9 protein-coding genes and 2 pseudogenes are annotated in these 12,055 nt (G+C 50.8%); 2 read left to right on the top strand and 9 right to left on the bottom strand.

Features of this window, described 5'->3' with window-relative positions; translation table 11 throughout:
• Positions 1–90: 90 nt before the first annotated feature.
• The gene (gene panD, locus ACQREB_RS02025) at positions 91–492 is read left to right on the top strand and encodes an aspartate 1-decarboxylase (protein WP_427764682.1); all 402 of its coding nucleotides are present in this window, start codon (positions 91–93) and stop codon (positions 490–492) included.
• On the opposite strand, the gene ACQREB_RS02030 is transcribed toward panD, so the two are convergent.
• Entirely contained in the window at positions 489–2,051 is a 1,563-nt protein-coding gene (locus ACQREB_RS02030; RefSeq protein WP_427764685.1) for a hypothetical protein, read from the bottom strand. The genes panD and ACQREB_RS02030 overlap by 4 nt on opposite strands.
• Positions 2,048–3,433, bottom strand: coding sequence for a replication-associated recombination protein A (locus ACQREB_RS02035; RefSeq protein WP_427764687.1), 1,386 nt, complete (start codon positions 3,431–3,433; stop codon positions 2,048–2,050). The genes ACQREB_RS02030 and ACQREB_RS02035 overlap by 4 nt, the downstream gene beginning before the upstream one ends.
• A 217-nt stretch (positions 3,434–3,650) precedes the next feature.
• Here ACQREB_RS02035 and ACQREB_RS02040 point away from each other — a divergent pair, with 217 nt between their 5' ends.
• Complete coding sequence (locus tag ACQREB_RS02040) at positions 3,651–4,205, top strand: hypothetical protein (RefSeq protein WP_427764690.1); 555 nt, start codon at positions 3,651–3,653, stop codon at positions 4,203–4,205.
• A 395-nt stretch (positions 4,206–4,600) separates the two neighbouring features.
• Here the strand turns inward: ACQREB_RS02040 and ACQREB_RS02045 are convergent, their stop codons facing one another.
• The 7 genes and pseudogenes from ACQREB_RS02045 to ACQREB_RS02075 form a co-directional block, all read right to left on the bottom strand.
• Positions 4,601–5,635 carry a virulence RhuM family protein gene (locus tag ACQREB_RS02045; protein ID WP_427764693.1) on the bottom strand — a complete coding sequence of 345 codons (1,035 nt, stop codon included), beginning with the start codon at positions 5,633–5,635 and terminating at the stop codon, positions 4,601–4,603.
• Between the two features lie 450 nt (positions 5,636–6,085).
• The gene (locus ACQREB_RS02050) at positions 6,086–6,634 is read right to left on the bottom strand and encodes a hypothetical protein (protein ID WP_427764695.1); all 549 of its coding nucleotides are present in this window, start codon (positions 6,632–6,634) and stop codon (positions 6,086–6,088) included.
• 191 nt (positions 6,635–6,825) lie between these two features.
• Positions 6,826–7,344 carry a hypothetical protein gene (locus ACQREB_RS02055; protein WP_427764698.1) on the bottom strand — a complete coding sequence of 173 codons (519 nt, stop codon included), beginning with the start codon at positions 7,342–7,344 and terminating at the stop codon, positions 6,826–6,828.
• Positions 7,345–8,012: 668 nt separating this feature from the next.
• Positions 8,013–9,221, bottom strand: a complete 1,209-nt coding sequence (locus tag ACQREB_RS02060) for a DNA phosphorothioation-associated DGQHR protein 1 (protein ID WP_427764701.1) — start codon at positions 9,219–9,221, stop codon at positions 8,013–8,015.
• A gap of 17 nt (positions 9,222–9,238) precedes the next feature.
• Positions 9,239–9,655: a hypothetical protein gene (locus ACQREB_RS02065; protein ID WP_427764704.1), complete on the bottom strand. Its 417-nt coding sequence runs from the start codon at positions 9,653–9,655 to the stop codon at positions 9,239–9,241.
• Between the two features lie 7 nt (positions 9,656–9,662).
• A pseudogene (locus ACQREB_RS02070) lies at positions 9,663–11,247 on the bottom strand (DndE family protein).
• Positions 11,237–12,055: pseudogene (locus ACQREB_RS02075) on the bottom strand (DNA sulfur modification protein DndD); the annotation flags it as partial. The pseudogenes ACQREB_RS02075 and ACQREB_RS02070, both read right to left, overlap by 11 nt.

The following is a 12,055-nucleotide window of genomic DNA, read 5'->3' on the forward strand; positions in this document are numbered from 1 at the left end:
CTTTCCCGCGGGAACGTTTTTTGTCCGCGCACAACGTTCTTGCCGAATCGGGCGAAGGGGCGTAAATTGGAAAATTCACGCATCACAACAATGCTCTTAGATATTCTTCATTCCAAAATCTTGCGCGCCGAAGTCACCGACGCGCAGCTGCACTATGAGGGCAGCCTCGGCATCGATTCCGAAATCATGGAAATGGTCGGCCTGCTCCCGAATGAGAAAATCCTCGTCGGAGACATCTCCAACGGAAACCGCTTCGAAACCTACGCGATTCCCGCTCCCGCCGGCTCGCGCCAGTTCTGCCTGAACGGCGCCGTCGCGCATCTCGGCAAGGTCGGCGACCTCATCGTCATCATGTCCTTCGCGCGCATGACGCCGGAGGAAGCCAAGACGTGGAAGCCGCGCGTCGTCGTCTTCGGCGACAGCAATTCGCGCATCGTCAAGCTCACGTCCGACGTCGCCGATCCCGCCGTCGTCGCGAAGTTCAGACGCTAATCGTCCGCGCCGACGATTTTTTCCCGCGCCTCCAGAACGACGCCGGGACGAGATTCCGCACAGAAAACCGTGCGGAATTTTTTTGCGTGCTCGGGGCGCGCGGCGTCGAAGGCCTCCCACGCCTCCGTCTCCGCGACGACGAAGGGCGCCGCCGCGGGAACGTCCGCGAGCGTCCCCCAGAAGCCGACGCGTTCCCGCCGCAGCAGCCACGGCAGCGGCCAGGTCTCGCGCCCCGCGAGCGCCGCGAAAAAGCTCCCCGCCTCCCCGCCCCGCTCCGCGAAGCCGCGTTTCGCCGAAGCGACGGCGGGAACGATTTCGGCGAGCGATGCGGGCGCGTGTTCGTAGCGGAGCGAAAAGCCCGGCCGCGCGCGCAGAAAGCCGCCGGCGACGACAACCAAGCCTGCCGACGCGACGCACGCGAGCGTCCGCGCGCGCGACGCGAAATAAACCGTCCGCAGCACGCGCGATTCCGAAACCGCGCCGACGAAAAGCGCGAGCCCGGGAACGACGCCGAGCGCGAGCCAGGGCGTCTTGTAAGGAATTCCCGAATACAGCGCGAATAGCGCGAGCGAGGCGAACGCGCAGAACGCGGGCGCGGAAAAATCTGCCGCCGAAAAACGGCGCTGAAACCGCCGCTCCTGCGCCGTCGGGAAAAACGCGCGCGACGCGAACGCGACGCCCGAAGCGCACGCGAGCGCGACGAGCAGAGGCGCCCGCGCGACCAGCAGAGCCGCGTAATAAAAAAACGGCTTCGCGTGCGGAGATTCCGTTCCCGCCGCCGTGAAGAAGTAGCTTTTGAAGGCGACGAAAAAGTCCGCGAGCCCGCGCGGATTCGCGCCGAAGGAGGAATAAAAAAGCGCCGCGACCGTTCCCGCCGCCGCGAGCGCGACGAGCGCGCGCACGGCGAAGGAACGCCCGCCCGCGGGAACGCGTTCAGGCGGGAAACGCCGCCGGACGAGCGCGTCCGCCGCCGCGCCGCACGCGAACGCCGCCGCCATGAGAATCCACGTTTCTTTCGACGCCGCCGCGAGCCCGAAAAGCGCTCCCGCGAGCGCCGCGTTGCACAGATTTTTTTCGCGGAAGAACCACACGCCCGCCGCCGTCCACGCGAACGCGACGAGCAACGTCTCCTGAATGAAATACGCGTCGAAAAAGACGGCAACCGGCGCGAACGCGAGCAGCAGCCCGGCGACGAGCGCGCCCGCCTTCCGCCCGAAAAAGCTCAGCGGAAGCGCGACGCACGCGAGCGCGCCGACGCACGCGGGAACGACGCGGACGAGCGTTTCCGTCATCGCCGCGAAACTTTCGACGCCGAAGATCCGGCACAGCCAGAACGCGAAGAAATACAGCGTCGGCCCGTGAAAGTCGCTCGGATCGTAGCGGTACGTTCCGCCCGCGAGCATTTCGCCGACCTTGAACGCCTGCACCGCCTCGTCCACGTGCATCGGGCGTTCCGCGATGCCGTGAAACCGCATCCACGCCGCGCATACGAAAACCGCCGCGAGCGCCGCGGCGAACGCGAGACGGCGAAGGCGCGTCCTGTCCCGCGGCGGCGTCATGCGCGTTTTTTCTTTCCGCCCTGCTTCGCCGCGCGCGCAGAGCGGATTTCCTCGCGGAGCGCGTTCCAGCGCGCAAGGCGCTCGGCGATCGCGGCCTCGGCGCCGTTGGGCTTCGGTTCGTAAAAGCGGACGGGCTTTTCCAGATACGTCTGTCCGGAAATGCCCTCGGGAAATTCGTGCGAGTAAAGGTAGCCGTCGCCGTTCCCGAGCGTTTTGTTCAGTTTGTTGTGCGCGTCCCGCAGATGCGCGGGAACGCGCTGGCGCCCGCCTTCGCGGACCGCGGCGCGCGCGGCGAAGATCGCCTCCGTCGCGCTGTTGCTCTTCGGGCAGGTCGCGAGAAACAGCGTCGCGTGCGCGAGCGTCAGCTGCGCCTCGGGCATGCCGATGAAGTCGCACGCCTGCTGCGCGGCGACGGCGACGCCGAGCGCGCGCGAATCGGCGAGCCCGACGTCCTCGCTCGCGAGAATCACGAGCCGCCGCGCGATGAAGCGCGGATCTTCGCCGCCTTCGAGCATGACGGCGAGCCAATAGACCGCGGCGTCGGGATCGCTCCCGCGGACGGATTTGATGAACGCGGAAATCGTGTCGTAGTGTTCGTCCTCGTTGCGGTCGTAGCGGATCTGGCGTTCCCGCGCGAAGGCGGCGACGTCGGCGAGCGTCAGCGCGGAATTCGGCGCGTGCCCGAGCGCGACGGTCTCGAGCGCGTTGAGGGCGCGGCGCATGTCGCCCTCGCTCATGCGGGCGAGCGCGGCGAGCGCGTCCGCGTCCGCGGAAATGTTCAGCGCACCCAGCCCGCGCTCCTCGTCCGCGAGCGCGCGGGCGAGCGAGGCGACGACGTGCTTTTCCTCCACGGGTTCGAGGCGGAAAAGGTGCGAGCGCGACAGCAGCGGCGGAATGACGTAGAAGCCCGGGTTGTGCGTCGTGCAGCCGATGAGGCGGACGTTCCCCGCCTCGACGTCGGGCAAAAGCAGATCCTGCTGCGCCTTGTTGAAGCGGTGGATTTCGTCGATGAGCAGCAGCGTGCGGCGTTCGGGAGCGGCTCGCGCGATGCGCAGCACGTCGCGCAGCTCGCCCGTGTTGGAGAGCACGGCGTTCACGCGCACGCAGCGGCAGCGCGTCTCCGCGGCGATGACTTCGGCGAGCGTCGTCTTGCCGCAGCCCGGCGGCCCGTAGAAAAGCAGGCTGCCGAAATTGTCCGTCGCGATCAGCCGCGGCAGCAGCGCGCCCGCGCCGAGGATTTTTTCGTGCCCCAGGATTTCGCTCAGCGCGCGCGGGCGCATCCGCGCGGCAAGCGGACGGCGGAACCCGGCGTCCGTCGCCGCGGGCGCTTCCTTCGGCGTCTCCTCGGACGCGAAAAGCGAATCGGAAAAATCTTCCTGCATGACGCGAAAGCTTAAACCCTGCGCCCCGAAGCTCAAAGCAAAAGCGTTCCCGCCGAAGCTCGGCAAACCCTCCCGCGAGCGGATTTTCGTTCGCGGGAACAGCGTTTGCCGCGAGGAATGCGCTAAATAAGCGCTTCCGTTCTGAGGGACGTCGCGGCGACGGCCGCTCGTTTTCTTGGCACCTTTCCTGCAAGAAATTTCGCCATGAAAATTTTTCATGCCGCAGACTCGAATCACGCCTCGACTGCCCGCCGGAGCCGCGGGCGCGCCGACGGCGGTCGCGTCGCGGGAGCGTTCGAGAAAGGAAAAGACGATGACGGGAGAGGAACTCGGTTATTTTGAAGTTCTCGCGAAGTGCGGGCACGTAGGCAGAAAGCATTACATACTGAAGCGTTTCGCGATTCGGGCGGAGAGCGCCAAAGAGGCGGCGCGCATCACGCGGAACATTCCGCGCGTGAAGCATCACCACAAGGACGCCATCCGGAGCGTGACGGCGGTCACGCCGGAGCGTTTCGCGGAAATCGTGCGCGAAAATTCCGCGGATCCGTTTTTCTGCTGTCACAGCGTGCAGGATCAGCGCATGTACGAGGAATCGGAAATCTTCACGGAAGATGAATTTTCCGAGCCGGAAGAGCGGGACCTTCCCGTGCGGCGCGGCGACGGGGATAAACGCTTTTATTGCGGCAAGCGGCTCGTGAGGAATCCGCGCAAGTTCCGCCGCGCCTTCGGCGAAGATCCGCACAGCCGCCGTCCGCGACGCCTTTCCGACTGACGCGTTTTCGGCGGCGGCGCGCCCGCGCGTTTTTGCGGACAAGAAAATCGTTCCCGCGACTCGTTTCGCGGGAACACTTTTTTGTCGGAAAACGCGAAGCCAAAGGAAGGCAAAAGAAGTTTTTCTCGGGGGCGAAGGCATTCCTGCCTTCGTTCCCGCGACGCTCGCGTTCCCGCGGACGAGCGCAATTTCCGAGCCCCGACGGGGCGACGATTGCTCAGCGCAGGGCAAGCGAGCGCCGCGAGCGCAGCCCTACGAAACCGCGAACAATCCGCCGCGCCCTGAAAGGGCGCAATTGCCGACGAAAACGAGTTCCCGCGGACGCTCGTTTCATCTGTGCTCATCCGCGATTGAAGTTTTTCGCGGAACCGCGCTCGCCGCGGATCACGCGAATTTCATGAATCCTCGCGGGAACGCTTTTTCAGCGAATCCGAAAGCTCCGAGAGGGCTCGCAGCTCCGCCTCGTCTTCCGCGTCGGCAAGACGCGCCTCCGCCGCCCTGCGCCGCGCGGCGAATTTTTCGTACACGCCTGCTGCGAAAGCCTCCATCTGCGCATTGCGCACGCTCCCGGAATCGAGCAGCAGCGGCTGCCCGTGAAAGCTCAACAGCGCATCCACGTTCCCGCGCCAGAAATTCAGGGTCAGGTCGCGACGTTCCCGCACGCGCAGCTCCGCGGATTCGAGGAAAATCGTCACGAGGCGGTTCAACTTGTCCAACTCCTCGGCGGAAAGGTAGTTTTTCGCGATGAAGATGTCCTGCTTGCGCACGACGGAGCCCTTCCATGAGGTCAGCCCCATGTTGGGCGCGGCGGCGTCCGCTCGGGCGACGACAAGCTCCGCCGCCGTTTTTCCGGTGACGGCGTAGAGCAGCTTGTTCTGCGTCTCGGCAAAGAACATCTGCGCCGCCTTGTCCGTCTTGTCGTAATCGCTGGAAAGCGCGAAAAGTTCGCGGATCTTCTGATAAAAACGCTTCTCCGAGGCCCGAATGTCGCGGATGCTCGCGAGCAGTTCGTCAAAATAATCGGGACGCCCGTCGGGATTCTTCAAACGCGCGGAATCGACGACGAAGCCCTTGACGAGAAATTCTCGCAGATGGCGGTTCGCCCACTGGCGAAACTGCGTGCCGCGCACGCCGCGCACACGAAACCCGACCGCCAAAATCATCTCCAACGAATAGTAGCGCACGTCGTAACGCTTCCCGTCAGAGGCAGTTGTAAAGAAATTCTTTACAACTGAATTCTCCTCCAATTCCGCTTCAGCAAAGACATTGGCTATGTGTTGCCCAACGTTTTGCTTGGAGGTGGAAAAAAGCTCCGCCATCTGCCGCTGAGTCAGCCAGACGCTCCCGTCACGGGCATAAAGCGCGATCTCGGCCTTGCCGTCCCGAGTCCGGTAAAGAATCAGATTCGCGTCGTCCTTGTGCTTTTCCATGCGCCCATTCTCCGCGAAAACGCGCGTTCCCGCGAGAGGATTTTTCGCGCGCGGGAACGTCTTTTCAAACGCAAAGGACGCGAAGAAAACCTGCGAAGTCAAAAGAAGGCAAAGGAAGTTTTCCTCGGGGGGCGAAGGCAATCCTGCCTTCGTTCCCGCGACGCGCGATTTCCCGCGGACGAAATTTCGCCGCGCGGCATCCGCGCGTTCCCGCGGACATGTGCAATCTCCGAGCCCCGACGGGGCGACGATTCAGCGTAGGACAAGCGAGGAGCGCCGCCCAGCGCATCGCCCGCGTTCAGACTCGCGGCATCAACGATGACGCCCTGGCGAAAATTCCCGCAAGCGAAAGTTCGCCCACTGACGGAGCGCGCGACATTGCGCGGAAATTTCGCTTCCCGAAACTCGCGGTTAAAATCTTATTTATGCCGACGGGAACGCCGAGAAATCCTAACGACAAAAAAGCCGAACAAGACTTCCTACGGCGATTCCCAAAGGAATTGAAAAGCCGTTTCCCGGAGCTTTTCCGTACTTCGTTGAGTAGAGCCCGGAATAAAGGATGAAATTCAAAAGCGCCCATGCGCGAGACGTCGCCAATATCGAAGATTGAGCAACAAATTTGTCATAAGTTATCTTCCCGTTCCGAACAAGCTCCAACAGTTCTTTTTCCGAAACAGGCAACGAGCCGAGCTCCGACGCGAGCGCGGCAGAAATCCCGACGGCGCGACGATCTGCTTCATCCCGCAACTGCAGCTCACGTTCCGGCGACAATCCAAGCTCAAATAACTTGAACACGGTCAGACAATATTCGTAAACCTGCCGTTCAAAACCCTGCGTCTCCGATCCAACGAAATGTGTCAGGCACGCGTAAAAAACTCTCCACCGGAATGTTTCATCCGACGAAGCCGCCTGAAACTCGCCAGCCAATTTCCGCCATTCCAAAAGACTCCTTGCCGCTTTGAACTTCCCGACCCATTCTTGCTCTTTTTTAGAATCCATTTAGAAATACAGCGTCGCGAAAACCGTATTTTGCCTACCCGGCTGATACAAGAACCGAGATTATTCTTTCCGCATTATATCCTCACACGATTTTTTAGGGAAACCATGCGTTTCCGCCCATCGTTCGCAAGTTTATCACGATACTCGGTTTTTTTGAGAGCAAATAGAAAAAGCGTAAGTGTTCCCCGAAATCATCTGACCGTTGATTCCGACGAATAAACGCGCACGCGCTCAAGACATGAATGCGCATGCAAATTCTCCAAAATCTCCGCTTTTTCTTTTTGTTGAATTTTCGGAGACAGATACAGCCGTCTTATCGATCTCGCCAAATCGAACTTCAACACCAGATGACGTTTCCCGTTACGATTTCCACTGCGCAGAATTACGCCCTCCTGTTCCAACGCTTCTTGCCGTTCCTCCAGAATCTCAACTGCGATCCGGAGCTCTTGCTCATAGGAAAAACTCCTGTTTTTCATATACTCGAAAGACGCATCCCGCTTGACGAATCCTCGAAAGTCCTCATGTTCCTCATAAAAATTTGCCCCGGAGCTGAAGACTGGAATAAAGTCAGTCCAGATGAAGGGGCCGGGCGAAAAAACTGATTCAAAGCATGCTCTACCGCTCGATTGCAGTTCTTGATAAAGTTTTTCAGAATTCTGATTTTTTCTTCCCGTGCATAGACAACATGCCCGTAAGAAATTTTTCCCCATTCAAAACATCGAAATTATGAAGAAATGTTGAATGGACGAGCTCCGTATAATCAAAGCCGACATTCACGCCAAACCTCATTTTCCCATAAAGTTTCCACATCGGCAGACAATCCCAATCCTTAGTCAAACAAAAAACAAAAACATTTCTTTGTTTCGACTTTATCGCTCCGTCCCGAAGTTGCTTCATCGCCGATTGATGAAATTTGTCCTATTCATGCGGTGCGCCACATCGGAAAACAATATAATACCGTCTTTTACTTCCGCTTTGTCATTCAACATCGGCGAGACTTGTAAACCAAAAATTCCCCGAAAGTATCCCCTTAAAAGCGGCTTTTGACGTATAATGAAACGCAAGGAGATCTCGCCCAAGTAACGACACACTAATATTTTCCGGAGGTCGCGTACGAATAGCTGATAAATCTATGCATTCCATCGTTTTTCAGCGGGGAAATCGAACCATTGAATCAACTGCTTTTCAAATCTCGGCAAGCTCCGAATGTCAAACACCTTACGTTTGTCTGCACCATTCTTCACCCATATAATCCTCTTGTTGTCATGATATGGCTTGTTCTCTTAGGCACTAGAATTGTGGCGATAAGCACTCCACCACCTTTCTCTGAAAGATTTTCCACTTCTATTAGTGTATTTTGAATAATATTTCTGACGCCTTATTGTTCCTGTAGAAATTTAATGTCAGACTCTATTAAATCTGCGTCTGTCAAAAAACCTAATTTATATTTTAGGATACGTCTAAGTTTCACTTTCCCTCCTCCTGACAAAGAAAAATAATCACTAGTATAATCAACGTCTGAAATTAATGAAATATATTTTTCAAATGAATCTTGAATGCCTTCATTCTCAATGATAGCTTTCAATATATCAAACAACACAGATATGCCTATTGTCTTAGTAATGACACTATCTGCTGACGCATTTTTCCATAGAATTTCATTCACTGCATCAAAATACCTAAATATAATTTCATATATTTCTTCGTCTTTGTTTTCTATATACAAGTTCCTTAATACAGAAGTATCTCGTTTGCCATTACTTTCCATTTTTTCCAAATCAGAACGAGTACCAGTTCCAGACCACAGAGAACGTTTCATGGCAAGGAAATCTCTATCTTTTTGAGGATTAGAAGATATGAGGTGCATGATACCTTCTACCATAGCCGCCGTTGACAATAGCCATTTTGTTCTATCCGTAATTTCTTCTATCGATGAGAAAAGTGGGGCTAACTTTATCTTTTGATAAAGCGGAGAATCTTTTCTAAAATTAAATTTTCGAGTAAGATAAACAGCTAATTTTTCTGGCGACCAGGTATTTGAAGGCTTGTCTTCAACATCATATCCAAAAAGTTCTAAAGCTAAGCTTTTGTCAACTTTTTTCTGATTCCCGTTTATTGTAGCGAAAAGATATGCTTGATAAGGATTGGGTAAATCCATAAATATAGAACACACTAACTCTATATCCTTAAATTGCTCTTCTGTATAGGAAAAGGCATTAAGTCTATGTTGACCATCAATTATTAGCGATGATATTCCAGACGGAATTTCTATTTCAAAAAAATCTGGAATAGATGTTGAACAGAGATTCCATCTTTTTAATGGATCTTCAATAATGTTTCCTTCATAATCAACATTTGCAGCAACTAAAATAGAAGTTGGGAAGCTCATCTCTGCTGATTTAATAAAATTCGCAATCGCTTTCAGTCTTGGTTGTTTTAGTGGCCTTTGATTTCCGACCAATTTTCCTTCTTTATTATAGCGCGCAACAGAGGATGTAGAGATTTCAAGTAAATCTCTAGCTTTAATTTTTGCTATAAAAAAGTCGCCCAAAGGCTGACTTACTTTTATCCCGTATATTTTTTTCATACAGCTCATATTATTACTTACTGTATTTCCCCTCCAAGTGGACTTGTTGGTTCTTCAAAAATTTCTTTTTCTCGATTTTGATACCACCATAGTATACAATATGATACATAGACTATAATAGATAGGAAACAAGCAAATGCTTCTGATTTTTTAAGCATTCCAACTACAATAATAGATACCACTAACGGAATTACAACAGCCACTAAACCTATTATATCTTCATTGTCTATTCGTCGTTGTGTACGTAGAATCTTTAACACTCTTTCAGCAGAGGCACATACAGATGCTATTGCAATAGTTATTAAACCAATTGTGATATCTTTAAGACCTACTTCAAGAAATAGAAAAGACATCCAGATACTGCTAGAACCACAGATTAAGAAAAAAACAATGAAGAAAATCAGCTTTCTTTTATGTAAGCTAAACCAATTCATACCCCTCCTATTTATCTTTTTCTTTCCAATACTGAACAACTTCAAACAAGTCGCCTTTTGGCAATTCTTTAATATTAGATACACATTGTCCGTTATCTAATTTTTCAAGATTTCGCACAGTTCGAGTTCCATCCTTTTCACTCAGACCTAAGAATTTGTTTATTGCTTTTGTATTATTAAGGTCGTTTATCGGTAAAAGGAATGCTGTTTCACATTCTTGCGAGAAATCGAAATTCCCTTGATTATACTCCGATATGCCTTGAGAGAGAAGAATTATAGAGACTCCATATGAACGAATTTTTCTAAGTAAAACTTCTAAAATCTCCAAAGACTTCTTTTCACGGAATAAATCGTGAGCTTCATCAATCATTAACACATAACGCATACTTCGGTTACCTTCAATGACTTCTGTACCACCCATATTAGTAAACACATTGAAGATGTAGTTGATGATAAGAAAGATTGATGTAAATCGAACAGTACTATCCAATTCACCTGATAGTGAAAAGTAATAATTGTTGTTTAGGAAGATACTTGGGTCGTTGACTTTTGAAGCGAAGAGTTCATACTCACTCAAACGCTCCATAATCTCTGTAAGAGTGTCACGGTTCTCACCTACTGATTCTATCACTAAATCGTAAATTTCCTTTAATGAAGGGTGTTTTCCATCTTTATGTTGAACAAACGCTTCTTTCGTTGCATCTTTTAGTGTTTGCTGTTGTTTCTTGCCAATATTGGAGTATTTAGCAATAATATCAACGAATTTATTTATACCTACAAGTTTGTTCTTTTCATTAACATTATCAATGAATGAAACTGGATTCAATGGAAATGGTGTATGAGGCGCATTTATACATTCTGTATGAGTTTCTGTAAAGAAATCACCCATTTTATCCTGTCATTTTCACTTAGTCCCTTAAAATCAAGGAACAGAAAATTGACTTGACCTTGCGTCTGTGTATACAATTGGCGAAGAAATTCAAGTGCAAATTGAGTCTTGCCAGAACCAGATTTTCCTGCTACGGCAATGTGTTGATTGTTGTAGCGAGTAGAATCGTTGAAGCAACAATATATATCCTCTCTTGTTTCGATATTATATCCCACTTTGATTTTAATAGGACCAGAAAACACACTTTTTGTGATGTGTTGATTTCTGTTTTCAACGCAATCGAATCTTTCGGGAGTATCTTCAATCATATCAATTCCATTTCTGAAATATTCAGTTAAGAAATCGAAGAAAGTATATTGTGGATTATTTTCAAACAGGTAATTTATCTTTTCTAATCCATGATCAATATGCAGTTTTATATACTTGGGGATAAACTCGTCATTTTTACTTATTCCATATGCCTGACAAATTAAGGCAATATAGAAATCTCTATACTGTCCATCAAATAGGATATGGTCCTTGTATTCTTTTCCTTGTGAATCGTATGCAGAAAATTCCTGTTGTGTAAAGCGTTTACCTGTAGACAAAGAATAGCCTAATGCAATACGAGCTATCACATTTTCTTTTGTACCCCCAGTAAGTTTTTTGTTAATTGGGTTACAATGGCTTGGTTTTCGCCAGATGTTTTGATGTTAATTTGCATATCCGCTATTGTTATATTCTTCAAAAAGATTCTCTGGTTTCACTTCAACAAAGTGCGAACCATCTTTTTCATTGTTTATCAAATAGGATTTATTTACGATTGGTTGAATATATTGATATTCTTCTTCCGTCAATTCTTTTTTAAGAAGAGGAAATAGAATCACTTGTTTTGAAACATTTGGATAGAACTTCGTGAGTACATTCTTTGTATGTTGCGGGTCAAATTTCTGCATTGGGCTATCTATGAAAACAGGAAACTCAATTTCTGTTTCATCAACCAAAGCACTTAATAGTGCAGATGCAAACATCTGACGTTCCCCCATGGAAAGAATGCTATTATCAATTTTCTTATCATCATATCCAAATAGGCAAATGTCAACATCATCACCATTGCCATTGATGTCAACAATTACCTTTTTAACAAGATTGGTCTTGTGCAAATATGATTGAAGCTTTACTTCCAGTTTCTTCGCAAGTGCCTTTTTCTTTTCTTCCTTAAAACGAATAAGGAATTTTTGTATTGTATTGATTAGGCGCGCAGCTTCATTGTCAACTGCACGGTTCTGATCTGAAACATTTATTTTTTTAGAGAGAATCTCCTTTTGCTTTTTATGAGCAATCACTTGTTCTTTAAGTAACTCTATTTCACTTTGTCTTTTCCCGATTTCTACACCGATGGAATCTATCTGACGATCGATATTTTCTTTTCGGGTTCTCAAATCCTGAACATAATCACTCTCTGCTTTTTTCTCAGCCTCTCGAATATTCTTTTCGATTGTGTATAATTCAGATTTGACTTTGGTATATTT

Source organism: Candidatus Spyradosoma sp. SGI.093, from assembly GCF_050314555.1.
Taxonomy (GTDB): Bacteria; Verrucomicrobiota; Verrucomicrobiia; order Opitutales; family UBA953; genus Spyradosoma.

Bases quoted from the DNA above. Each gene is read 5' to 3' on its own strand.
- panD (WP_427764682.1), top strand. From the start codon at position 91: ATGCTCTTAGATATTCTTCATTCCAAAATCTTGCGCGCCGAAGTCACC.
- ACQREB_RS02030 (WP_427764685.1), bottom strand. From the start codon at position 2,051: ATGACGCCGCCGCGGGACAGGACGCGCCTTCGCCGTCTCGCGTTCGCC.
- ACQREB_RS02035 (WP_427764687.1), bottom strand. From the start codon at position 3,433: ATGCAGGAAGATTTTTCCGATTCGCTTTTCGCGTCCGAGGAGACGCCG.
- ACQREB_RS02040 (WP_427764690.1), top strand. From the start codon at position 3,651: ATGCCGCAGACTCGAATCACGCCTCGACTGCCCGCCGGAGCCGCGGGC.
- ACQREB_RS02045 (WP_427764693.1), bottom strand. From the start codon at position 5,635: ATGGAAAAGCACAAGGACGACGCGAATCTGATTCTTTACCGGACTCGG.
- ACQREB_RS02050 (WP_427764695.1), bottom strand. From the start codon at position 6,634: ATGGATTCTAAAAAAGAGCAAGAATGGGTCGGGAAGTTCAAAGCGGCA.
- ACQREB_RS02055 (WP_427764698.1), bottom strand. From the start codon at position 7,344: ATGGGGAAAAATTTCTTACGGGCATGTTGTCTATGCACGGGAAGAAAA.
- ACQREB_RS02060 (WP_427764701.1), bottom strand. From the start codon at position 9,221: ATGAAAAAAATATACGGGATAAAAGTAAGTCAGCCTTTGGGCGACTTT.
- ACQREB_RS02065 (WP_427764704.1), bottom strand. From the start codon at position 9,655: ATGAATTGGTTTAGCTTACATAAAAGAAAGCTGATTTTCTTCATTGTT.